The sequence below is a fragment of the Pseudomonas extremaustralis genome (assembly GCF_900102035.1).
In the GTDB taxonomy this organism is placed as follows: domain Bacteria; phylum Pseudomonadota; class Gammaproteobacteria; order Pseudomonadales; family Pseudomonadaceae; genus Aquipseudomonas; species Aquipseudomonas extremaustralis.
In genome coordinates, this window is sequence record NZ_LT629689.1 from 6,638,925 (window position 1) to 6,662,781 (window position 23,857).

The window sequence follows — 23,857 nt, forward strand, 5'->3', positions numbered from 1 at the left end:
CTGGCCTTGGGTTTTAAGCGTCCAAAAGCCCGGCGCAGGCCTGTGCCTAGCGCTCGGCTTCGAAGTTAAGCAGCTTGCTGGCTACACGGTTGCTGTCGACTTTATAGCTGCCATCGGCGATTGCCTGTTTCAATTCGGCCACTCGGGCTTTATTGACGACGGGCTGATCGCGCAGCGAGTCAGTGACCTTCTGCAACTGTTGAGCCTCATTGCTCAGGTGTACGGATTCCCCGCTCTGGCTGGCGCTGGCCTGTTCTGTCTTGGCGGGCAGCGGCTGGGCCTTGGCTTCTACGCTGTCCTTGGTGCCAGCGGCGCGCGTAGTGCCTGACGTTGTCGGGGTGCTATTCAAACGACTGAAATCGATGACCATGATAAAAAAAACCTCTGGGTATTTGGACGCTTGCCATGTTTTCGGCCATACCCGGACAAACTTTAGGCGCGAATGACAATAAATCTCCGCACGGGACATCTCGCGCACAGTGTAGGAAAAGCCGGCGTCCTGTACCAGTAATCTATAAGGCTACCTCGACTTGGCCGGGCGCCGTCACCCGTGCCTTGATCACTCGGTTGGAGTTTAGGTTCTTGACCCGGATCTGTTCGCTCATGCCGCCGTTGGACAGCGCTTCTCCGGGCATTTTCACGTTCAGCCCGCCACTACTGGCGGAAATCACCACCTGATCGCCCTTGCGAATGACCTCGGCCTGTTCCAGATGTACCAGCGTAATGACCTGATCGGTGACCACTGGTCGGGTCAGTTTCTGCCCGATGGCTTGGTCGAGCGAGGTCAGGTACCCCTGATTGATCAGGCTGATATCCCGTTCGCGCAGCACAACATCCTCAAAGCCGATGATGCCGGTGCGTTTCAGTGGGCGGGCTACCACCACCACATCCCTGAACAGTTTGACCTGAGCCGGCACGAACACGGTCCAGGGCGAGCCACCTTCGCAGCGTACCTTGACCGTCACGCGACCGATGGGTTGGGCGGGGCTTTCCAGGGAGGCTGTCAATTCCTTGTCGCACATTGGCATGCGCAGACGGGGGTCCAATGGGTTGACCTGGATCTCATAACGTCCCGGCGTCTGTGTGGTCGCCAGATAATCTTCTACAGTGAATTCAAGAAAGCCTTGAGTGACGCCGATAAGGAGATCAGGCAAGGTGACGTTGTCAGCGCGGGCCGTGGCGCCCAGGCTCAAGGCGAGCAGCGCCATTGATGCGTAGAGTGATCTGCGCATTCCTGTGAGGCGAGGGCGTCGGGAAACTGTCGTTTTAATGTCCATGATCAATAAATAGCAAAGCTCGTGCCGTTTAGTGTTGGGTACGCGTCGTACCCCCAAAGGTTTTAGCGTAGGAGTCTGGGCATGGCAGGTGTAATGGATTCAGTAAACCAGCGTACACAGCTGGTAGGGCAGAATCGCCTGGAGTTGTTGCTTTTCCGTCTCGACGGCAAGCAGCTATATGGCATCAACGTGTTCAAGGTGCGGGAAGTGCTGCAATGTCCCAAGCTGACGATCATGCCCAAATCCAGCCCGGTGGTATGTGGGGTCGCCAATATCCGTGGCGCTACCATTCCGATTCTTGATCTGGCCCTGGCCACCAGTTCGGCAGGTCTGCAGGACCGCGAAAACCCGTTCGTGATCATTACCGAGTACAACACCAAGACCCAGGGGTTCCTGGTGCGCTCTGTGGAGCGCATCGTCAACATGAACTGGGAAGAGATCCATCCACCACCCAAGGGCACTGGCCGCGATCACTACCTCACGGCCGTGACGCGGGTCGATAATCAATTGGTGGAAATCATCGACGTCGAGAAAATCCTCGCCGAAGTGGCCCCTACGTCGGAAGCGATTTCCGTCGGCGTGGTGGACGCTGACACGGCGCACAAGGCCATCTCGTTGCGTGTGCTGACGGTGGATGACTCTTCAGTAGCGCGCAAGCAGGTCACCCGTTGCCTGCAAACCGTCGGCGTTGAAGTGGTGGCCCTCAATGACGGTCGCCAAGCGCTGGATTATCTGCGCAAGCTGGTGGAGGAGGGCAAGAAGCCGGAAGACGAATTCTTGATGATGATCTCCGACATCGAAATGCCGGAAATGGATGGCTATACCCTCACGGCCGAAATACGCAGCGACCCACGCATGCAAAAATTGCATATCATCCTGCATACTTCGCTGTCGGGCGTATTCAACCAGGCGATGGTCAAGAAGGTCGGTGCCGATGACTTCCTGGCCAAATTTCGTCCTGATGACCTGGCATCCCGGGTAGTCGACCGGATCAAGGCAGCAGATCACGGCTAGGGAATTTCTCCCGGGCGGTCACACGATTTAAGAGGCGGTATCATTGTCTACGGGTAATTTGGATTTCGAACAGTTCCGGGTCTTCCTGGAGAAAGCCTGTGGCATATTGCTCGGTGAAAACAAGCAGTACCTGGTATCCAGCCGTCTCAATAAGCTGATGGAGCAGCAGGGCATCAAGTCTCTGGGTGAGTTGGTGCAGCGTATTCAGGGGCAGCCGCGCAGCGGGCTCAAGGAAATGGTGGTCGATGCCATGACCACCAATGAAACCCTGTGGTTTCGCGATACCTATCCCTTTGAAGTGCTCAAGAGCAAGGTGCTGCCGGAGGCCATCAAGGCCAGTCCTGGGCAGCGCTTGCGTATCTGGTCGGCTGCCTGCTCGTCGGGGCAGGAACCGTACTCGATTTCGATGGCCATCGATGAGTTCGAGCGGACCAACATGGGCCAGCTTAAAGCCGGGGCGCAAATTGTCGCTACCGACCTGTCCGGCACCATGCTCACCAATTGCAAGACCGGCGAATACGACAGCCTGGCCCTGGGGCGCGGTTTGTCCCAGGAACGGCTGCAACGTTACTTCGACCCAAAAGGGGCGGGGCGCTGGGCGATCAAGGCGCCGATCAAGAACCGCGTGGAGTTTCGCTCGTTCAACCTGCTCGACAGCTATGCCAGCCTCGGCAAGTTCGACATGGTGTTCTGCCGCAACGTACTGATCTACTTTTCGGCCGAGGTGAAGAAGGACATCCTGCTGCGCATCCACGGAACCCTTAAGCGCGGCGGCTACCTGTTTCTCGGTGCGTCCGAGGCGCTCAATGGCCTGCCGGATCATTTCCAGATGGTGCAGTGCAGCCCGGGGATCATCTACCAGGCGAAGTAAGCCGTACGCAGACAAAGTGTGGGAGGGGGCTTGCTCCCGATAGCGGTGGTTCAGTTGATGTAGCTATCACTGATATACCGCTATCGGGAGCAAGCCCCCTCCCACATTTGTTTCTGCGGCAAAGCTGAAAAAAACGGCAATCCCATTGCCGCTTTACTGGCACTACGCGGAAACCGGTTGCCGCTTTTCTGGCATTGCCGCCGGCAATTTTCGCGCAAGCCCTTGATTTACGGGGCTGTCAAACATTGGCATGGGCCTTGCTATAACCCTGTTAACGAACAGCAGGTCAGCCTAAAGGTTTCCGCCATGAGCATCAGCTTCGATAAAGCGCTCGGTATCCACGAACAAGCCCTGGGCTTTCGCGCCCAGCGTGCCGAAGTCCTGGCCAACAACATTGCCAACGCCGACACCCCGAACTACAAGGCTCTGGACCTGGACTTCTCCGCCGTGCTCGCCGCACAGCAGGATAAGACCAAGAACGGCACCTTCGCCTTGAATATGACCAACAGCCGTCATATCGAAGCGCAAGGCCTGAGCAGTGGGGACGAGTCGCTGCTGTATCGCACGCCGATGCAGCCGTCGATCGACCAGAACACCGTCGACGCCCAGCTGGAGCAATCGGCCTACGCCGAGAACTCGGTGAACTTCCAGGCCAGCTTTACCCTGCTCAACAGTAAATTCAAAGGGCTGATGTCAGCCCTGCGTGGAGAGTAAGCCATGTCCTTAGCCAGTGTTTTCAATATTGCCGGCAGTGGCATGAGCGCGCAGACCACGCGCTTGAACACCGTCGCCAGTAACATCGCCAACGCCGAGACTGTGTCTTCGAGCATTGACCAGACCTACCGCGCCCGTCACCCGGTGTTCGCCACCATGTTCCAGGGCGGCCAGAGCGGTGGCAGCGATTCGTTGTTCCAGAACAAGGATGCCGCAGGGTCTGGCGTGCAGGTACTCGGCGTGGTTGAAGACCAGAGCAATCTGGAAGCCCGCTACGAGCCTAACCACCCGGCGGCCAACGAAAAAGGCTACGTGTACTACCCGAACGTCAACGTGGTCGAGGAAATGGCCGACATGATTTCCGCCAGCCGCTCGTTCCAGACCAACGCGGAAATGATGAACACCGCCAAAACCATGATGCAGAAGGTCCTGACCCTGGGTCAGTGATAAGGGGCGCCAAATAATGGCCATTGTTGATACGTCTACCAACACAGCGGTCCAGGACCTTTTCAACACCAAGGTCAAGACTGCGACAGACAACACCAGCATCGCCGCCGCGACCAGTGCGGCGACGGGTAACCAATCGCTGGGCAAGGATGCGTTCCTGCAATTGCTGGTGACACAACTGAAAAACCAGAATCCGCTGTCGCCTCAGGACAACGGTGCATTCGTGGCCCAGCTGGCACAGTTCAGCAGCCTGGAAGGCATCAACACCCTGAACGATTCGGTGAATGCGATCTCCAGCAACTTCAGCTCCTCGCAAGCGCTGCAGGCTTCTTCGCTGGTAGGGCGTTCGATCATCACCCAGACCGACAAGGCCTTGGTGGACACAAGCAAGAGCATGACCGGTTCGGTCGCGGTGACTGCGGCAACGGGCAACGTGTCCGTCAAGATCACCGATGCAAGCGGCGCTGTGGTGCGCACCATTGATATGGGCGCCCAGAGTGCTGGCACTTCCAGCTTCATCTGGGATGGCAAGACCGATGCGGGTGATGTTGCTCCCGCCGGTACTTACACCTTCGCGGCGACCACCAAGAGTGACAGCGGCGACTCGGTGGCCCTGGCGACTTCGCTGCCGGCAACGGTGACCAGTGTGACGTTGAGCCAGACCGGCGGCGAAATGGTGCTGAACCTTGCCGGTGGCATGGGCAGCGTCAAGCTCTCGCAAATTCAGACTATCGGTACATAGAGCCGGCTAAATACGGCAGAGGGAGAGAAACATGTCTTTTAATATCGGCCTTAGCGGCCTCTATGCGGCCAACAAACAGCTGGACGTAACTGGCAACAACATCGCCAACGTCGCGACCACTGGCTTCAAATCGTCCCGCGCGGAATTCGCCGACATCTACGCCGCGTCCAAGCTGGGCACCGGCCAGAACAGCGTCGGTAACGGTGTGAACCTGGCTGCGGTGTCCCAGCAATTCACCCAGGGCGACGTCAACAACAGTGGCGGCATCCTGGACATGGCGATCCAGGGCGGTGGCTTCTTCGTTCAGAAGGGCAGCGACGGTTCGCTGGAATACACCCGTAGCGGTGCCTTCCGTGCGGACAAAGACGGCTACATCACCAACAACACCGGCACTTCGCGCCTGCAAGGCTACGCTGCGGATACCAACGGCAAGATCGTCAAGGGTGGCTTGGTCGACCTGCAACTCAACTTGTCGAACCTGCCGCCAAAAGCTTCCAGCACCGTGGACTCTACCAGTAACCTGAACTCCTCGGAGGTGGTGATCGACCAGGTGGCCAAGCCATTCAACCCAAGCGACACCAGTACCTTCACCACCCAGTACAGCACCACCTTGTACGATACCCAAGGCAACGCTCACCCGATGGTGCAGTACTTGGTGAAGACGGGTTCGAACCAATGGAACTCCTACACCCTGATCGACGGCCGTAACCCTGATGGTACCCCGATCAGTGGCGCAGGCGCGGTGGCACCCGTTGCGTCGACCCTGACATTCGACACCGGCGGTAAGCTCACGGGTGTGGTTACCCCGCCTAGCGCGGTCTCCAACACCACGCTGACCATTTCCAACTGGGTACCGGGTACCGTGACCAACGGTGTATGGACTGCTAACGGTGCCGCGGCCAATGCCGGTGGTATTGCGGTCAATATGGCGAATATCACCCAGTACAACTCGGCCAGCTACCGCAACCCACCGGTCACCGATGGTTATGCCACCGGCCAGATCACCGGCTTGAAAATCGACGGCAGCGGCGTACTGTTCGCCACGTTCAGCAACCAGCAGAGCAAGGCCATCGGCCAGATCTCCCTGGCCAGCTTCAATAACGAACAGGGCCTGCAGCCATCGGGTGGCACGACTTGGAGAGAGACCTTCGCCTCGGGCCAGCCGGGTTATGACACCCCTCAAGCCGGTACCCTGGGCTCGATCGTGGCCAACTCCCTGGAGAACTCCAACGTCAACCTGACCAACGAGCTGGTGGACCTGATCAAGGCCCAGAGCAACTATCAGGCGAACGCCAAGACCATCTCCACCCAGAGCACCATCATGCAGACCATCATTCAGATGACCTGATGCGGTAGCGCTCCACAATAAGCCCCTCGAAAGAGGGGCTATTGAGAGGCCTCCTCCAACACCCTGCGAAGGCTGAGCTTTCGCAGGGTGTTTTGTTTTCGCAGGCCATCATCATGAGTGAGCCAGCACTGATTTCACGGTCGGTCTAAGTCGAAGCATCGGGTTTATTGTGGCCAGCCCGCTCTCCACAGCAAATCTGCCTCCCATGGAGCCCCCAAAAAGTAAAACCGCAGGCAAAAGAAAGCCCCCGGCAAACCCAGTGGGTCTGTCGGGGGCTTCTCATGCAGCGCCTTGGGGCGCCTGCCGGCTCAGCTTATTGGCAAGCTTCACAATCCGGCTCGTCGATCGCACAGGCCTTTGGCACTGGTGCCGGGCCGGCCGGTGCGGCGAGCACCGAGTCATCACCGTGGTTGCCGCTGGAAACCGCGTTCAGCTTACCGGTGTTGATGGTCGACTTCTCGGTGCTGGTCGCGGCCAGGGCACGGAGGTAGTAAGTGGTTTTCAGGCCGCGGTACCAGGCCATGCGGTAGGTCACGTCGAGCTTCTTGCCCGAAGCGCCGGCGATGTACAGGTTCAGCGACTGCGCCTGGTCGATCCACTTCTGGCGACGGCTGGCGGCGTCAACGATCCACTTGGTGTCCACTTCGAAGGCGGTCGCGTAGAGCTCTTTGAGTTCTTGCGGGATGCGTTCGATCTGCTGCACGGAACCGTCGTAGTACTTCAGGTCGTTGATCATGACCGAGTCCCACAGGCCGCGGGCTTTCAGGTCGCGAACCAGGTACGGGTTGATCACGGTGAATTCGCCCGACAGGTTCGATTTCACATACAGGTTCTGGTAGGTCGGTTCGATCGACTGCGATACGCCGGTGATGTTGGCGATGGTGGCGGTCGGTGCGATGGCCATGATGTTCGAGTTACGAATACCTTTTTGCACGCGGGCACGTACCGGCGCCCAGTCCAGGGATTCGTTCAGGTCAACGTCGATGTACTTCTGGCCGCGCTGCGCGATCAGGATCTGTTGCGAATCCAGCGGCAGGATGCCTTTGGACCACAGCGAACCCTGGAACGTCTCGTAGGCGCCACGCTCGTCGGCCAGGTCGCAGGACGCCTGGATCGCGTAGTAGCTGACCGCTTCCATGGACTTGTCGGCGAACTCGACCGCTGCGTCCGAACCGTAAGGAATGTGCTGCAGGTACAAAGCGTCCTGGAAGCCCATGATCCCCAGGCCGACCGGGCGGTGCTTGAAGTTGGAGTTCTGCGCCTGTGGCACCGAGTAGTAGTTGATGTCGATCACGTTATCGAGCATGCGAACGGCGGTGTTGACGGTGCGGGCAAGCTTTACGGTGTCCAGCTTGCCGTTGACGATGTGGTTCGGCAGGTTGATCGAGCCCAGGTTGCAAACGGCGATCTCGTCCTTGTTGGTGTTCAAGGTGATCTCGGTGCACAGGTTCGAGCTGTGGACCACGCCCACGTGCTGCTGCGGGCTGCGCAGGTTGCACGGGTCTTTGAAGGTCAGCCATGGGTGGCCGGTTTCGAACAGCATGGACAGCATTTTGCGCCACAGGTCTTTGGCCTGGATGGTCTTGAACAGCTTGACCTTGCCTGGGTATTCGGTGAGGGCTTCGTAGTACTCGTAGCGCTCTTCGAAGGCCTTGCCGGTCAGGTCGTGAAGGTCCGGTACTTCGGAGGGCGAGAACAGGGTCCACTTGCCGTCGTCGAAGACACGCTTCATGAACAGGTCAGGAATCCAGTTGGCGGTGTTCATGTCGTGGGTACGACGACGGTCATCGCCGGTGTTCTTGCGCAGCTCGATGAACTCTTCAATGTCCATGTGCCAGGTTTCCAGGTAGGCACAGACAGCGCCCTTGCGCTTGCCACCCTGGTTGACCGCTACGGCGGTGTCGTTGACGACTTTCAGGAACGGTACGACGCCCTGGGACTTGCCGTTGGTGCCCTTGATGTACGAACCCAGTGCGCGCACCGGGGTCCAGTCGTTACCCAGGCCGCCGGCGAATTTGGACAACATGGCGTTGTCGTGGATCGCGTGGTAGATGCCCGACAGGTCGTCCGGCACGGTGGTCAGGTAGCAGCTCGACAGCTGTGGACGCAGGGTGCCGGCGTTGAACAGGGTCGGGGTCGACGACATGTAGTCGAAGGACGACAGCAGGTTGTAGAACTCGATGGCGCGGTCTTCTTTGTGCTTCTCTTCGATCGCCAGGCCCATGGCCACGCGCATGAAGAACACTTGCGGCAGTTCGAAGCGGATACCGTCCTTGTGGATGAAGTAACGGTCGTACAGGGTTTGCAGGCCCAGGTAGGTGAACTGCTGGTCGCGCTCGTGGTTGATCGCCTTGCCGAGTTTTTCCAGGTCGAAAGTCGCCAGGACCGGGTTCAGCAATTCGTATTCGATACCCTTGGCGATGTAGGCCGGCAGGGCCTTGGCGTACAGGTCGGCCATCTCGTGGTGGGTGGCGCTGTCGGCCACGCCGAGGAAGCCCAGGCCTTCGGCACGCAGGGTGTCCATCAGCAGGCGTGCGGTCACGAACGAGTAGTTCGGTTCGCGCTCAACCAGGGTACGGGCGGTCATCACCAGGGCGGTGTTGACGTCGGTCAGGGCCACGCCGTCGTACAGGTTCTTCAGGGTCTCGCGCTGGATCAGGTCGCCGTCGACTTCTTCCAGGCCTTCGCAGGCTTCGGTGATGATGGTGTTCAGGCGGCCCAGGTCCAGAGGGGCAAAGGTGCCGTCGGCTAGGGTGATGCGGATCGAGGGGTGCGCTTGTACGGCGGCTTCTTGCGGGGAGCGTACGGCACGTTCCTTGGCGCGCGAATCACGGTAGATCACGTAGTCGCGGGCGACTTTCTGCTCGCCGGCACGCATCAGGGCCAGTTCGACCTGGTCCTGGATTTCTTCGATGTGGATGGTGCCGCCCGACGGCATGCGACGCTTGAAGGTCGCGGTAACTTGTTCGGTCAGGCGGGCAACGGTGTCGTGGATGCGCGACGACGCGGCAGCGGTGCCGCCTTCAACTGCAAGAAACGCTTTGGTGATGGCGACGGTGATTTTGTCATCGGTGTAAGGAACGACAGTGCCGTTACGCTTGATCACGCGCAGTTGGCCGGGTGCAGTGGCGGACAGATCCATATTCGAATCAGCGGCCTGCGGCACGGAGCCCTGCGGGTTCTCGCGAGTTGTGTCGGTTTGCATGGGGTGTTGTCTCCACATTCTGTATTTATTTGGGCACCATCACGGTGCCCACCGTTCCGTCCTGAAGCACTTACAGCAGGCCTGGGCCTGGCATAACAACTTCGGGACAGGAGGAAGAGAGCTATTCGCGCCGCTTCCATGCCGAAGTCTTCGGTTCGGAGCTCAAAGGCCCTTCGCCGTATTCCTGGTGGGTGACAGTTGCCAGGTTCAAGCACTGCAACACCCATACCGTCTTCCGCTGTTGGAGCTTGAAAACGGTTGCCATCCGCGTGCACGGTTTGGGCTTTGAAAAAATGCTTGGTTCAGGCCAAACAGGAGCAAGAAAGGGCTTGAGTTTCTCGTCTGATTTGTGTTTGGTCTTTTTGTCGAAAACCCTACATGTAGGGTTTTTTTGGCGCCGAGCTACAAGATAATGCGTTTTGGAGGGCTTAGCAACGCACCGCCTGTGGATAACGTTGTGAGTAAAATGTGTATGAAACGTGGAACGCCCGTGTAGGCCGCAGTGCTGCTGGATTCAGCCGTTTGTCACTGAATATTCCAATATGAAAACAGCCGATTGGATTTTTGAGGGCGCGAACCCTATCACAAAAAAACGCGATCACCGAATGGATTTCCTGGCTTGTGTTGGTGGCTTGAGGCATGGCTACAATCGACTTCCGTTATGCCCTCAAAACATGACAAAAAGGGTATGCCTGGCGAAGATCAAAGCAGGAGCGAGCCCGCCCCGCACGCGATCGCGTCGGCCAGAAGAACTTATAACAATGAGGATCACCCGTGGAGCAGGAAGCCTGGCAAATACTGATCGTCGAGGACGACCAGCGACTGGCCGAATTGACCCGTGACTATCTGGAGAGCAACGGCCTGCGCGTGTCGGTGGAGGGCGACGGGGCCCTGGCGGCGGCGCGGATCATCGCCGAGCAACCGGACCTGGTGATCCTCGACCTGATGCTGCCCGGCGAGGATGGCCTGAGCATCTGCCGCAAGGTGCGTGAGCGCTACGACGGCGTGATCCTGATGCTCACCGCCCGTACCGATGACATGGACCAGGTGCTGGGCCTGGACATGGGCGCCGACGACTACGTGTGCAAGCCCGTGCGCCCGCGCCTGTTGCTGGCACGCATCCAGGCCTTGCTGCGGCGCAGCGAACCGACGGAACCCGTTGCACTGGAGATCCAGCGCCGCCTGCAATTCGGCCCGCTGGTGGTGGATAACGCCCTGCGTGAAGCCTGGTTGCACGAAGGGGAGATCGAGCTCACCAGCGCCGAATTCGATCTGCTGTGGCTATTGGTGGCGAATGCCGGGCGCATCCTGTCCCGCGAAGAAATCTTCATCGCCCTGCGCGGCATCGGTTACGACGGGCAGGACCGCTCGATTGACGTGCGCATCTCGCGTATTCGTCCGAAGATCGGCGACGATCCGATCCATCCGCGCCTTATAAAGACCATCCGCAGCAAAGGCTACCTGTTCGTCCCTGAAGCCGCCGCCGACATGCCGCTGTGAACTCGATCTTCCTGCGTATCTATGGCGGCATGTGCGCCGCGCTGATCCTAGTGGCGCTGCTCGGCGTGCTGGCGCTGCACCTGCTCAATGAGGTGCGCAGCGGCCAGTACCGCGAACGCCTGGCCCACGGCACGTTCGCCTTGATGGGCGACAACCTTCAGCCCATGAGCCCCATCGAGCGCCAGCGTGCCCTGGCGGTGTGGGAGCGTCTGCTCGGCATTCCGCTGGAATTGCGCACCCTTGCCGATGCCCAACTGGACCTCAGCCAGCGCAGTCGCCTGCAGCGCGGCCAAGTCCTGGTGGAGCAGACCGGCCCCCATGCTGCACGGGTGTTGCGTCTGGTCAGCGAGCAGGAACAACTGGTGTTGACCGGTGAAGTGCAGCAGATCAGCGAGCAATTGGCCCGCGCAACCATCTATCTGCTGGCCGACGAACTGGTGCGCTTCCCGGTGGCCGAGCAGCCCAAGCGGCTGGCCGATATAAAAGAAGCGAAGGGCTTTGGCTTCGAGATGCACCTGATGACCCTCGATCAGGCGGATATGGACGACGATCAACGCCGCCGCGTGTCGGAAGGCGACACGGTAATGGCCCTGGGCAAGGGCGGCGATTCGATCCGCGTGTTCGCCGGTATGGTCGGTACGCCTTGGGTGCTGGAAATCGGCCCGTTGTTTCAGATGAACCCCTACCCGGCGCAGTGGTTGATCCTGATCGCCTTGATCGGCCTGACCCTGATCGGCCTGATCGTCTATCTATTGGTGCGTCAGCTCGAGCGCCGCCTCAGAGGCCTGGAAGCCGCCGCCACACGCATCGCCAAAGGCAACCTGGAAGTCCGCGTACCGGCCCGTGGCGCCGACTCGGTGGGGCGCCTGGCGGCGGCGTTCAATGGCATGGCCGAGCACTTGCAGCAGTTGCTGGCGATCCAGCGCGAACTGGTGCGCGCAGTGTCCCATGAGCTGCGCACGCCGGTGGCACGCTTGCGCTTCGGCCTGGAAATGCTTGGCGACGCGGCCACGCCCGATGCTCGGCGTAAATACCTGGAGGGCATGGACAGCGATATCCAGGACCTGGATGGCCTGGTGGATGAAATGCTCACCTATGCACGCCTGGAACAGGGTTCGCCGGAGCTGAATTTTCAGCGGGTCGATCTCGATGCGTTGCTAGACCAGGTGATCGGCGAATTGTCGCCACTGCGTCCTCAGATCAACGTGACCAGGGGGATTTGTCTGTCCTCGACGCACTGGGATGATGCCTGGGTCGACGCCGAACCGCGCTATTTGCACCGCGCCCTGCAAAACCTGGTGAGCAATGCCATGCGCCACGCCCAGGGCCAGGTATTGATCAGCTATCAGGTGGGACAGGTGCGCTGCCGTATCGACGTGGAGGATGACGGTCCCGGTGTGCCGGAAAGCGCCTGGGAGCGCATCTTCACGCCCTTCCTGCGTCTGGATGACAGCCGCACCCGTGCCTCGGGGGGGCATGGCCTGGGCTTGTCGATCGTGCGACGCATCATTTATTGGCACGGCGGGCGGGCATTGATCGGCAAGAGCAACAATCTGGGTGGGGCGTGTTTCAGCCTGAGTTGGCCGCGGGATCGGGAAAAGCCCTGACATCGCTATCCAGCGCCGATGGCTACCAGGCTCAGCAACTGCCCATCCTCCAGCGCAAACTGCGCCGCCAGTTCCGTGCCGTGGCTCCACTCGCTGGACAAGTCCGTCAGTAAGCGCAACCGCACAGATCCCGAGTCGGACCACTCCAGCACCTCGGCATGCTCAAAGTAGAAGCGCTTGCCCACGATTGGATAGAGCGCCTTGAACAAACTCTCCTTGACCGAGAACGTCAGCGTCACCAGCAGGGCGATCTGCTCGCGGTCAACGGTGCCCATGCGCTGCAATTCATCGACGGTCAGAATCTCACCGGCCAGGCGCTCCGCCCGCTCCAGGGACAATAGGTTTTCCAGGTCCATCCCCAGCCCACGCCATTGTGCCTTGTGCCCGACAATGGCGGCGGCGTGCCCGGTGCTGTGGGTGATGGAGCCACTGATATGGGTGGGCCATACCGGGGCGCGGTCTTCGCCGATCGCCGGGATGCAGTCCAGGCCGTCAAGTCGGTGCAGGGCGGCGCGGGCGCATAGCCGGCCGGCGAGGAATTCGGCCTGGCGCTTGGCCACAGAGCGCTGGATGCTCGGCGGTGATGGTACGGCGCTGCGCTGGAAATCACCGGCGGCCAGCAAGGTGGGATCAAAACGGGTGCTGAGAAACACCGTGCCCGGCAGGGGGGTGGGCAGCGGCCAATGGGCATCGAGTGGGGTGCAGCAAGCGGGTAAGGGCGTCATGGGCGGTATTTTGCCGAGTTGATCGGCTGGAGGATAGCCTGCGGTGGTTCAGGTGAGGTTCAGAGCCTGTTCAGGGGGAGTTCAGGGGCGTCTGCGTAGTCTGGGTTCCAACACCAGGGCATACAGCCAAACGCGTATGAGGTAACACCATGACTGCGATCAAAAAGCTGATGTTGGCGTTGACCATGCTCAGTGCCACCGCCGGGGCCCAGGCCGTCGATGGTGTCTTTGCCGCATTCGGTAACGAGAAACCGAAGAAGTCCAGCACGCTGATCCAGCGCGTCAGCTTCGAAGACGCTGGCAGTCAGCCCACGCCATGGGGCCAGTCATTGGGCCTCACCGCACCGCAGTCAGCCTATCGCGCCGGCTACGAACACCTGACCGGCCAGTTCAATGGCATTAAAATGCGCCAGCAAGACTTGCAGGGCCGCTATGATATCCCCCTGTCGGACAGTTGATTGCCTTGGAGAGCCTTATGAAATTGCTGGTGGTGGAAGATGAGGCGCTGTTGCGTCATCACCTGTTTACCCGCCTGACCGACAGCGGGCATGTGGTCGAGGCCGTGGCCAATGCCGAAGAGGCCCTGTACCAGACCGGCCAATTCAACCATGACCTGGCGATCATCGACCTGGGCCTGCCCGGCATGGGCGGCCTGGACCTGATCCGCCAACTGCGCAGCCAGGCCAAGACCTTCCCGATCCTGATCCTTACCGCCCGTGGCAATTGGCAGGACAAGGTCGAAGGCCTGGCGGCCGGCGCCGACGACTATGTAGTCAAGCCGTTCCAGTTCGAAGAGCTGGAAGCGCGGATGAACGCCTTGCTGCGCCGCTCCAGCGGCTTTACCCAATCGACCATCGTTGCCGGGCCCTTGCTGCTGGACCTCAATCGCAAGCAGGCGTCCCTCGACGAACAGCCCCTGGCGCTGACCGCCTACGAATACCGCATCCTCGAATACCTGATGCGCCATCACCAGCAAGTGGTGGCCAAGGATCGGTTGATGGAGCAACTCTACCCCGATGACGACGAGCGCGATCCGAACGTCATCGAAGTGCTGGTCGGCCGCCTGCGCCGCAAGTTGGAAGGCTCGACAGGGTTCAAGCCGATCGACACCGTGCGTGGCCTGGGCTACCTGTTCAATGAGCGCTGCCGTTGATTCGCTCCCTGCGCGTGCGGTTGATGCTGGCGGCCGCCACCCTGGCCGTGTTGTTCATGCTCGGCTTGTTGCCCGCCATGCAGGGGGCGTTCAGCCTGGCATTGCAGGATTCCATCGAACAGCGCCTGGCGTCGGACGTCACCACCCTGATTTCCGCCGCGCGGGTCGAAAACAACCGCCTGCTGATGCCGGCGCAGTTGCCCGACGAACGCTTCAACCTCACTGACAGTCGGTTGCTTGGCTATATCTATGACCGCGAAGGCCATCTGGTGTGGCGCTCGCGGGCGACAAAGGAAGAGAACATCAACTACAAGCCGCGCTATGACGGGCGCGGCAACGAGTTTGCAAGGATTCGCGAGGCCAACGGCCAGGAATTCTTTGTGTATGACGTCGAGGTCAAGCTGCTCGGTGGCAAGAGCGCGGCGTTCAGTATCGTCGCCCTGCAGCCGGTGCGCGAATACCTGCTGACCCTCGAAGGCCTGCGGGAAAATCTCTACCTAGGCTTCGGCGCGGCATTGCTGGTGCTGCTGACCTTGCTGTGGCTGGGCCTGACCTGGGGGCTGCAAGCCCTGCGGCGCTTGAGCCAGGAGCTTGACCAGATCGAGGGCGGCACCCGCGAGAGCCTTTCCGAGCAGCATCCCCGCGAACTGCTGCGCCTGACCGGTTCCCTCAACCGTTTGCTGCACAGCGAGCGCGAACAGCGTACGCGCTACCGCGACTCTCTTGACGACCTGGCCCACAGTCTGAAAACCCCGCTGGCGGTGCTGCAGGGCGTGAGCGAAGACATGGCCCAGCGTCCGCAGGATCGCGACCAGGCGTGGGTGCTGCAATCCCAGATCGAGCGCATGAGCCAGCAAATCAGCTACCAATTGCAGCGCGCTAGCCTGCGCAAAAGCGGCCTGGTACGCCATCAGGTGCGCCTGAAACCTGTGCTGCAAAGCCTGTGCGATACCCTGGACAAGGTGTACCGCGACAAGCGCGTCACCGTGGTCTTTGACTTGCCGCAAGAGTGCGATGTGCCCATCGAGAAGGGCGCCTTGCTGGAATTGCTCGGCAACCTGCTGGAAAACGCCTATCGGTTGTGTCTGAGCAAGGTGCGTATCAGCCTGGAGGAAAGCCTGGAAGGCACTGAGCTGTGCATCGAGGACGACGGCCCCGGTGTGCCGCCCGACCAGCGCGCGCGGATTCTGCAACGAGGCGAGCGGCTGGACCGTCAGCATCCGGGGCAGGGCATCGGTCTGGCGGTGGTCAAGGACATTATCGAAAGCTACGGCGCGCGCCTGACCCTTGGCGACTCACCGTTGGGTGGGGCGGCTTTCAAGATTCACTTTCCTGCGCTCTAGTTTTCCTGCGCTCGGTAAGCTCCCGGCGTCAGTCCCGTCCACTTCTTGAACGCCCGATGGAACGCCGACGGTTCGGAAAACCCCAACTGCTCAGCGATCTCCTGCAAGGACAGATCCGCACGGCCCAGGTGATAGATGGCGATGTCCCGCCGCAATTCGTCCTTGAGTGCCTGAAAGCTGGTGCCTTCTTCGCGCAAGTGCCGGCGCAGGGTTTGCGGGCTGATATGCAGGTGTTGGGCGACGGCTTCCAGGTCTGGCCAGGGTGTGCGGTCGCGGCTCAATAGGCGCCGCAGTTGGCTGCTCAAACTGTCGCCTTCATCCGGCCGCGACAACAAATCGGCGGGGGAACGCTCCAGGAAGTGTTTGAGGGTTCGTTCATCCTGCAATAGCGGCAGGCTCAGGTAACGGCTGGGAAACACCAGGCTGCTGTGTGATGCGCCAAATACGTGGGGGCACGGAAACAACAGGTCATATTCACTGGCGTGAGCTGGCATCGGATAGCTGAACGTGGCCTGGTACAGCCGAATGCGCTGGCCGATCAGCCAGCTGCCCAGCCGGTGCCAGATCACCAGCAGGCATTCGCTGAGGAAGTGATCCGGGTCCCATAGTTGCGAATCGTCCAGACTCAAGCGGGCCATTTCGCCTTCCTTTGTCAGCTGCCAACGCGGGCCTTGTGGGAACAGGCTATAGAACAGCAGGCCGCGTTCCAGGGCCTTCTCCAGCGTGCGGCAGTGGATCAGCGCGTGGCACATCATGGCGAAGGTGCCGCGCTTGCTCGGACCGTCGGCAAAACCCAGGTATTCGTCGTCCAGCCCCACCCAGAGCATTTGCAGCAGCCGGGTAAATTGCTCTGGCGCGATGCGGGCACGGGGTTCGGTGAGCAGCTCCGGGGTGATGCCCACTTGCAGCAGCAGGTCCGAATAATCGTACCCGGCTCGCCGCGCACCGCCGAGGGCCGCTCGGGCGTAGTGGCTGGCGATGGTACGTTCGCGCATGGGATGGTCTCGCCCTGGGAGTGGCGGATGGTAGTCACTCCCCGGTCGGCGCGACAAGGCGGATATCCGCCAAATTGTAGGACGAGATTGGCTGGTGAGGCGGAAATCCGCCATCTGTATGTTCGCCTCGGAGGATGTCCTGAATCCCCCACCCCTGATGTCTAAAGGCCGTCAGGGCGTTTCAGCAAAGTGGCACGGCGTTTGCGATACACAACACAGCGCAGGCCTGGTTCTGCAGATCTCGCAAACAACAAATCCCTCCAGTGCAGGAGGGTTCGCAATTCAAGTGCCGTGGGCAATGGCGGATATTTGCCACGCGGGACGATTGAGGAACTTTGCAATGACGACTCGTCAGCCAATCTACAAATCCCTGTATTTCCAGGTGATCGTTGCAATCGTTATCGGTATTTTGCTCGGTCACTTCTACCCGCAGACGGGCGTGGCCCTCAAACCACTGGGTGACGGCTTTATCAAGCTGATCAAAATGGTCATCGCCCCGATCATCTTCTGCACCGTTGTCAGCGGTATCGCTGGCATGCAAAGCATGAAATCGGTCGGCAAGACCGGCGGCTATGCGTTGCTGTACTTCGAGGTCGTTTCCACCATCGCGCTGCTGATCGGTCTGGTCGTGGTGAACGTGGTGCAACCGGGCGCCGGCATGCACATCGACGTGGCCACCCTGGACGCTTCGAAAGTCGCCGCCTACGTGACTGCCGGTGCGGACCAGAGCATCGTTGGCTTCCTGCTTAACGTGATCCCGAACACCATCGTCGGCGCTTTCGCCAACGGCGACATCCTGCAAGTGCTGATGTTCTCGGTGATCTTCGGCTTCGCCCTGCATCGCCTGGGTGCCTACGGCAAGCCGGTGCTGGACTTCATCGATCGCTTCGCCCACGTGATGTTCAACATCATCAACATGATCATGAAGCTCGCCCCACTGGGTGCCTTGGGCGCCATGGCGTTCACCATCGGTGCCTACGGTGTCGGTTCCCTGGTGCAGTTGGGTCAGTTGATGATCTGCTTCTACATCACCTGCGTCCTGTTTGTGGTCGTGGTGCTTGGCGCCATCTGCCGCGCTCACGGTTTCAGCGTTCTGAAGCTGATCCGCTACATCCGCGAAGAGCTGCTGATCGTTCTGGGTACGTCGTCCTCCGAATCCGCACTGCCACGCATGCTGATCAAGATGGAGCGTCTGGGCGCGAAGAAATCCGTAGTAGGCCTGGTGATCCCGACCGGCTACTCCTTCAACCTCGACGGGACTTCGATCTACCTGACCATGGCGGCCGTGTTCATCGCCCAGGCGACCGACTCCCACATGGACATCACCCATCAGATCACTCTGTTGCTGGTGCTGCTGCTGTCCTCCAAAGGTGCTGCTGGCGTGACCGGTAGCGGCTTTATCGTACTGGCTGCGACCCTGTCCGCTGTAGGCCATCTGCCAGTCGCCGGCCTGGCGCTGATTCTGGGGATCGACCGCTTCATGTCCGAAGCCCGCGCGCTGACCAACCTGGTGGGTAATGCCGTTGCCACCCTCGTTGTGGCCAAGTGGGTCAAGGAATTGGACACCGACCAGCTGCACAGCGAACTGGCTTCCGGCGGTCGCGCTATCACTGATACCCGTGCAGAAGATGATCTGGGCGTGGCCGAAGGCCCTGCACCTGCCGTCAAGTAACTCGCTGATGGCGTGAACTCACGCCGGCCGCAACCCGCAAACGCCCCGACTGGTTCGGGGCGTTTGCATATGTGTCCGGCCACTCTTGCACTGTTTTGATTTACAGTAACTCATCACTTCATTAATTCGGTGGGGCCTGTATCGATGACAGGGCCTGTTGTCTTTGCCGATAAAATTCGCGCCGCTCAAGGCGTTCTGACCGCAGTTATCAAGCGGGCATTTTTGCTGGAACACTTGCAGGAGGGTGCATGGACAGTGTTGATTTGAATGTCCTGCGCAGCGTGCTCGAATGGCGCCGCGCCGGGCAGCAAGTGGTGTTGTACAGCGTGGTCCAGACCTGGGGCAGTGCGCCGCGCCCGCCGGGTGCCATGTTGGCGCTGAGGGGCGATGGCGTGGTGATCGGCTCGGTGTCCGGTGGCTGTATCGAGGACGACTTGATCGCACGCCTGCAGGATGGTCGCCTGGCGAAAGATGGGCCGCCGGTGCAGTTGATCACCTACGGTGTGACCCGCGATGAGGCGGCGCGATTCGGCCTGCCTTGCGGGGGCACCCTGCGCCTGACCGAAGAGCGGGTCGAGGATTGGGCCTGGGTAGCGCAGTTGCTGGAGCGTTGTGAAGCCCATGAAATTGTCGCGCGCGAGCTGGACCTGGCCACCGGCGTCGTGAGCTTGAGCGGGGCGAGCAAGAGCGACGTCGTCACGTTTGACGGCGAGCGCCTGCGCGCGATCTACGGGCCGCGCTGGCGCTTGTTGTTGATCGGCGCCGGGCAGTTGTCGCGGTACGTGGCGCAAATGGCGCGCCTGTTGGATTTCGAAGTATTGATCTGCGACCCGCGCGAAGAGTTCGTCTACGGCTGGGAAGAGCAACATGGCCGCTTTGTGCCCGGCATGCCTGATGAGGCGGTGCTGAATATCCAGACCGACGAACGCACCGCCGTCGTCTGCCTGACCCACGATCCGCGCCTGGATGACATGGCGTTGCTCACGGCCTTGAATTCCAATGCGTTCTACATCGGCGCACTGGGGTCGAGGGTCAATAGCCAGAAACGGCGTGAAAATCTCGCTGCGCTGGGGTTGTCTGCCGACGCTATTGCGCGTTTGCATGGGCCGATCGGCTTGCATATCGGCAGTCATACGCCCTCTGAGATTGCTTTGTCGCTGCTGGCGGAAATTGTCGCGATCAAGAATGGCGTGGCGCCGATGCAGAAAAAGCCGTTGCAGGTGGCAGCGCCGTGAATATCACGGCGATTGTGCTGGCGGCCGGGCAGGGCAGTCGCTTCAGGGCAGAGAAGGGGGCGGATCAGGATAAGTTGTTGGTCGATTGTGTCGGCCGGGATGGGGTGACGCGGCCCGTGATCGAGCAGGTGCTGACGAATTTGCCTCGGCGCATTGTCAATCGCTGGCTGGTGACCACACCGGAGCGCAGTGAGGTTATCCGACTGGCGCAGGCGTATGGCTGCCAGGTCTTGCTGGTGCACTCGACAGGCATGGGCGACAGCATTGCAGCGGGGGTTGCGGCCAGCGCCTCAGCGCAGGGGTGGTTGGTGGTGCTGGGGGATATGCCGTTCATTCAATCCTCGAGTATCGAGCGGGTGATTGAGGCGGCGGCGGTGGATGCCATCAGTGTGCCGGTACACGCGGGTGAATATGGGCACCCGGTGGCATTTGGTCGGGACTTCGGGCCGCATTTGAGGGCGCTCACCGGTGATCGTGGCGCCAAACCGTTATTTGCCCAGGCAACCGTGCACGAAGTCGACGTGGCAGACCCTGGCATCTTCTGGGATGTGGATGTACCGCAGTTGTTGCAGTACCGCTAACCGGGCAGACATAAAAAAGCCCCGCCTGATCGCTCAGGCGGGGCTTTTTAGTGGCTGATGGAATCAGGCGAGGGGTTTAGGCTCGTGCTCTGCTTCCAGGGCCTTTGGGGTGTGCTCTGCCACGTCTTCAACGGAACCTGGGGTCGCGTCAACGATGGAGGCAGTATGCTCAACCGGGGCTGGTGCTTGTGCCGCAGCAGCGGCGGCGGCCTCGGCTTCCTTGCGGCGACGACGCACTTCACGTGGATCGTTCGGTGCACGACCATTTTCGGTCAGGGCGCTGGCGGGCGCTGCTTCAACCACCGGAGCGGCGACTTCGGCAACCACTGGCGCTTCAACCACGGGTGCAGGTTCTGCTACCACGACCGGAGCGGCTTCAACCACTTCGGCCACCGGTGCTGGCGCTTCTTCTACCACAGGGGCAGGCGCTGGTGCTTCAACCGGAGCGGCCGGTTCGGCAGTCCACTGGAAGGCGGTCTGTTCTTCGCGAACTTCACGCACTGCCGGGGCGGCCTCTTCTACGACCGGTGCATGCACCACGGCTTCAACCACTGGCGCGGGCTCAACGGCAGCCACTTCGACTTCAGGTTCGGCCTCGCGAACCGGTGCCACTTCCACTTCAGGAACCACTGGGGCTTCGATTGGGGTCGTGGCTTCCACCACCGGCGCTTCAACTGCTGGGGTTTCAACAGCCGGTGCTTGTACGGCAGCGGTTTCTTCGACAGCGGCAGTGGCGCGTTCAGCCTGCTCGTGGGCCTGGGCTTCAGCTGGCGCGCTGATGACCGAGCTGGCAACGGCTGCGGTAACGGCCAGGCCGGCAGCCAGTTCGGTGCCGGTTGGCTCGCTGGTAGCGGCTTCTGCGTTCTCGCCGGACTCTTCCGAGCCTTCGATCACATTGCCATTGGCATCGCGTTGACGCTCGCGACGGTTGCTGCGACGACGCTGGCCACGGGAGCGGCGGCGTGGACGATCGCCTTCGGCGTTGTCCTGGCCGTCTTCCTGCAGTTGCTCTTCGCCAGTCAGCACTTCTTCTTCGCTGGCGGCAGCGGCCTGCTCGGTACGCGGTTGACGCTCTTCACGCGGTGCGCGTGGCTGGCGTTCTTCGCGCGGCGGGCGAGCCGGGCGTTCTTCAGTGGTGGCAACGGCAGCGACGGCACCGGTGGCAGCGGCTGGCGCGGCATCCAGTGGTTCGCGCAGTTCACGCACACGTTCTTCACGCTCGCCACGGGGCTTGCGATCTTCGCGCGGAGCACGTGGTGGGCGTGGTGCCCGCTCTTCGCGCGGTGCGCGTTCTTCGCGGGCTACGGTCGTCGGGGTCTCTTCACGGGCTTCGCGAGGCGCACGCTCTTCACGGGGTGCGCGCTCTTCACGCGGTGCACGTTCTTCGCGTGGTTTGCGCTCTTCGTCACGGCGACCGTTGCGGTTACGGCTCTGCTGACGACCGTTGCGACGCTCTTCGTTACGCGCCGGACGCTCGGTGACCGGTTTTTCGACCACAACCGGTGCCGCAGGCTCTTCCTTGCTGGCGAACAGGCTGACCAGCGACTTCACCAGGCCCTTGAACAGGCTTGGCTCCGGCATTGCGGCCGGTGGGGCTACTGGCGCTGCGACTTCAACCGGCATCGGTGCGTTGGCGCGGGCCGGTGCGGTCTTCACGGCCGCTTCCTGGCGAACCAGGGTACGGGTCGCGGCGGCTGGCTGGACTTCTTCCACTTCGGCCGCGGCCGCGGCGATTTCGTAGCTGGACTGGCCGCTGTGGGCTTCCGGGCTGTCATCGCGCAGGCGTTGTACTTCGAAGTGCGGTGTTTCCAGGTGATCGTTCGGCAGGATGACGATACGGGCACGGGTGCGCAGTTCGATCTTGGTGATCGAGTTGCGTTTTTCGTTGAGCAGGAAGGCGGCGACCGGAATCGGCACTTGCGCGCGGACTTCGGCGGTGCGGTCTTTCAGGGCTTCTTCTTCGATCAGGCGCAGGATCGCCAGGGACAACGATTCAACGTCACGGATAATGCCGGTGCCGTTGCAACGCGGGCAGACGATGCCGCTGCTCTCGCCCAGGGAAGGACGCAGGCGCTGACGGGACATTTCCAGCAGGCCGAAGCGCGAGATGCGGCCAACCTGCACACGGGCACGGTCGGCTTCGAGGCATTCGCGGACTTTTTCTTCCACGGCGCGCTGGTTCTTGGCTGGGGTCATGTCGATGAAGTCGATCACGATCAGGCCGCCGATATCACGCAGGCGCAGCTGGCGGGCGATTTCCTCAGCCGCTTCCAGGTTGGTCTGCAGGGCGGTTTCTTCGATGTCGCTACCTTTCGTGGCGCGCGCCGAGTTGATGTCGATGGACACCAGGGCTTCGGTCGGGTCGATCACGATGGAGCCGCCGGAAGGCAGTTCGACCACGCGCTGGAAGGCGGTCTCGATCTGGCTTTCGATCTGGAAACGGTTGAACAGCGGAACGCTGTCTTCGTACAGCTTGATCTTGCTGGCGTACTGCGGCATCACCTGGCGGATGAAGGTCAGGGCTTCGTCCTGGGCTTCAACGCTGTCGATCAGCACTTCACCGATGTCCTGGCGCAGGTAATCGCGGATGGCGCGGATGATCACGTTGCTTTCCTGATAGATCAGGAACGGCGCGGAACGATCCAGGGACGCTTCTTTGATGGCGGTCCACAGTTGCAGCAGGTAGTCGAGGTCCCACTGCATTTCTTCGCTGCTGCGGCCAAGGCCGGCAGTGCGAACGATCAGGCCCATGTCGGCCGGAGCGACCAAACCGTTCAGCGCTTCACGCAGTTCGTTGCGCTCTTCGCCTTCGATGCGACGGGAAATGCCGCCGGCACGTGGGTTGTTGGGCATCAGGACCAGGTAACGGCCGGCCAGGCTGATGAAGGTGGTGAGGGCCGCGCCCTTGTTGCCACGTTCTTCTTTTTCGACCTGAACGATGACTTCCTGGCCTTCGCTCAGGACGTCCTTGATGTTCACGCGGCCTTCGGGGGCTTTCTTGAAGTATTCGCGGGAGATTTCTTTGAGTGGCAGGAAGCCGTGGCGCTCGGAGCCGAAATCGACAAAGGCAGCCTCAAGGCTTGGTTCGATGCGAGTAATACGGCCTTTATAGATGTTGGCCTTCTTTTGCTCGCGTGCACCGGATTCGATGTCCAGGTCGTAGAGGCGTTGGCCATCTACCAGTGCAACACGCAACTCTTCGGGTTGAGTTGCGTTAATCAGCATTCTTTTCATGTTGTACCGTCGGTTTCCGGGCTGCCGGAAACGGCGTTCGGCACACACGACTTCTCACGGTCGGTGTCAGGTGCGTCAAGAGTGGTTGGCCACTCCAGTGTCCAGCTAAATCGGCCAATTGGGCCGGTATCGCGACGGACGCGTCCTGCTTGTTAGCGGCGGTGACAAAGGCACCACTTCAACAAAAGCTAAGG

General features: G+C 60.7%; 20 protein-coding genes. 14 read left to right on the forward strand and 6 right to left on the reverse strand.

The window, feature by feature from the left end; genetic code table 11:
* Positions 1-46: 46 nt before the first annotated feature.
* The gene (flgM, locus tag BLR63_RS30790) at positions 47-370 is read right to left on the reverse strand and encodes a flagellar biosynthesis anti-sigma factor FlgM (protein ID WP_010566587.1); all 324 of its coding nucleotides are present in this window, start codon (positions 368-370) and stop codon (positions 47-49) included.
* Between the two features lie 142 nt (positions 371-512).
* Positions 513-1,277, reverse strand: coding sequence for a flagellar basal body P-ring formation chaperone FlgA (gene flgA / locus BLR63_RS30795; protein WP_042947297.1), 765 nt, complete (start codon positions 1,275-1,277; stop codon positions 513-515).
* Between the two features lie 81 nt (positions 1,278-1,358).
* Here flgA and BLR63_RS30800 point away from each other — a divergent pair, with 81 nt between their 5' ends.
* From BLR63_RS30800 to flgE, 6 genes are all read left to right on the forward strand, one after another.
* Positions 1,359-2,291, forward strand: a complete 933-nt coding sequence (locus BLR63_RS30800; RefSeq protein WP_010566585.1) for a chemotaxis protein CheV — start codon at positions 1,359-1,361, stop codon at positions 2,289-2,291.
* A 43-nt stretch (positions 2,292-2,334) separates the two neighbouring features.
* A complete protein-coding gene (gene cheR / locus BLR63_RS30805; RefSeq protein WP_010566584.1) occupies positions 2,335-3,162 on the forward strand; it encodes a protein-glutamate O-methyltransferase CheR in 828 nt (275 codons plus the stop codon).
* A 306-nt stretch (positions 3,163-3,468) separates the two neighbouring features.
* Positions 3,469-3,876: a flagellar basal body rod protein FlgB gene (gene flgB, locus BLR63_RS30810; protein ID WP_010566583.1), complete on the forward strand. Its 408-nt coding sequence runs from the start codon at positions 3,469-3,471 to the stop codon at positions 3,874-3,876.
* Positions 3,877-3,879: 3 nt separating this feature from the next.
* Positions 3,880-4,323, forward strand: coding sequence for a flagellar basal body rod protein FlgC (gene flgC, locus BLR63_RS30815; protein WP_010566582.1), 444 nt, complete (start codon positions 3,880-3,882; stop codon positions 4,321-4,323).
* 16 nt (positions 4,324-4,339) lie between these two features.
* Entirely contained in the window at positions 4,340-5,065 is a 726-nt protein-coding gene (gene flgD, locus BLR63_RS30820; RefSeq protein ID WP_010566581.1) for a flagellar hook assembly protein FlgD, read from the forward strand.
* Positions 5,066-5,096: 31 nt separating this feature from the next.
* Complete coding sequence (gene flgE / locus BLR63_RS30825) at positions 5,097-6,413, forward strand: flagellar hook protein FlgE (RefSeq protein WP_010566580.1); 1,317 nt, start codon at positions 5,097-5,099, stop codon at positions 6,411-6,413.
* Positions 6,414-6,726: 313 nt separating this feature from the next.
* Here the strand turns inward: flgE and BLR63_RS30830 are convergent, their stop codons facing one another.
* On the reverse strand, positions 6,727-9,618 hold the full coding sequence (locus BLR63_RS30830; RefSeq protein WP_010566579.1) for a ribonucleoside-diphosphate reductase subunit alpha: 2,892 nt from the start codon (positions 9,616-9,618) through the stop codon (positions 6,727-6,729).
* 774 nt (positions 9,619-10,392) lie between these two features.
* Here BLR63_RS30830 and BLR63_RS30835 point away from each other — a divergent pair.
* On the forward strand, positions 10,393-11,118 hold the full coding sequence (locus BLR63_RS30835; RefSeq protein WP_010566578.1) for a response regulator: 726 nt from the start codon (positions 10,393-10,395) through the stop codon (positions 11,116-11,118).
* Positions 11,115-12,725: an ATP-binding protein gene (locus BLR63_RS30840; RefSeq protein WP_010566577.1), complete on the forward strand. Its 1,611-nt coding sequence runs from the start codon at positions 11,115-11,117 to the stop codon at positions 12,723-12,725. Before BLR63_RS30835 ends, BLR63_RS30840 begins: the two co-directional genes overlap by 4 nt.
* Positions 12,726-12,730: 5 nt before the next feature.
* Here BLR63_RS30840 and BLR63_RS30845 read toward each other — a convergent pair whose 3' ends face one another.
* A complete protein-coding gene (locus BLR63_RS30845) occupies positions 12,731-13,450 on the reverse strand; it encodes a 4'-phosphopantetheinyl transferase family protein (RefSeq protein ID WP_010566576.1) in 720 nt (239 codons plus the stop codon).
* A gap of 149 nt (positions 13,451-13,599) precedes the next feature.
* Here BLR63_RS30845 and BLR63_RS30850 point away from each other — a divergent pair, with 149 nt between their 5' ends.
* Genes BLR63_RS30850 through BLR63_RS30860 form a run of 3 tightly spaced genes read left to right on the forward strand, consistent with a single transcriptional unit; the run spans position 13,600 to position 15,946 of the window.
* Positions 13,600-13,908, forward strand: coding sequence for a hypothetical protein (locus BLR63_RS30850; RefSeq protein ID WP_010566575.1), 309 nt, complete (start codon positions 13,600-13,602; stop codon positions 13,906-13,908).
* Between the two features lie 17 nt (positions 13,909-13,925).
* Entirely contained in the window at positions 13,926-14,603 is a 678-nt protein-coding gene (locus tag BLR63_RS30855) for a response regulator (RefSeq protein WP_010566574.1), read from the forward strand.
* Complete coding sequence (locus BLR63_RS30860) at positions 14,600-15,946, forward strand: ATP-binding protein (protein WP_010566573.1); 1,347 nt, start codon at positions 14,600-14,602, stop codon at positions 15,944-15,946. The genes BLR63_RS30855 and BLR63_RS30860 overlap by 4 nt, the downstream gene beginning before the upstream one ends.
* Here BLR63_RS30860 and BLR63_RS30865 read toward each other — a convergent pair.
* The gene (locus BLR63_RS30865) at positions 15,943-16,941 is read right to left on the reverse strand and encodes an AraC family transcriptional regulator (RefSeq protein WP_010566572.1); all 999 of its coding nucleotides are present in this window, start codon (positions 16,939-16,941) and stop codon (positions 15,943-15,945) included. The two genes, BLR63_RS30860 and BLR63_RS30865, sit on opposite strands and share 4 nt — an antisense overlap.
* A 340-nt stretch (positions 16,942-17,281) precedes the next feature.
* On the opposite strand from BLR63_RS30865, the gene BLR63_RS30870 reads away from it, so the two are divergent.
* From BLR63_RS30870 to BLR63_RS30880, 3 genes are all read left to right on the forward strand, one after another.
* Entirely contained in the window at positions 17,282-18,613 is a 1,332-nt protein-coding gene (locus BLR63_RS30870; RefSeq protein ID WP_010566571.1) for a dicarboxylate/amino acid:cation symporter, read from the forward strand.
* 248 nt (positions 18,614-18,861) lie between these two features.
* Positions 18,862-19,848 carry an XdhC family protein gene (locus BLR63_RS30875; protein WP_010566570.1) on the forward strand — a complete coding sequence of 329 codons (987 nt, stop codon included), beginning with the start codon at positions 18,862-18,864 and terminating at the stop codon, positions 19,846-19,848.
* Positions 19,845-20,429 (forward strand): nucleotidyltransferase family protein, encoded by a 585-nt coding sequence (locus BLR63_RS30880; RefSeq protein WP_010566569.1) that lies wholly within the window; start codon positions 19,845-19,847, stop codon positions 20,427-20,429. The genes BLR63_RS30875 and BLR63_RS30880 overlap by 4 nt, the downstream gene beginning before the upstream one ends.
* A gap of 63 nt (positions 20,430-20,492) precedes the next feature.
* Here the strand turns inward: BLR63_RS30880 and rne are convergent, their stop codons facing one another.
* On the reverse strand, positions 20,493-23,654 hold the full coding sequence (gene rne / locus BLR63_RS30885; RefSeq protein WP_010566568.1) for a ribonuclease E: 3,162 nt from the start codon (positions 23,652-23,654) through the stop codon (positions 20,493-20,495).
* Between the last annotated feature and the right edge of the window lie 203 nt (positions 23,655-23,857).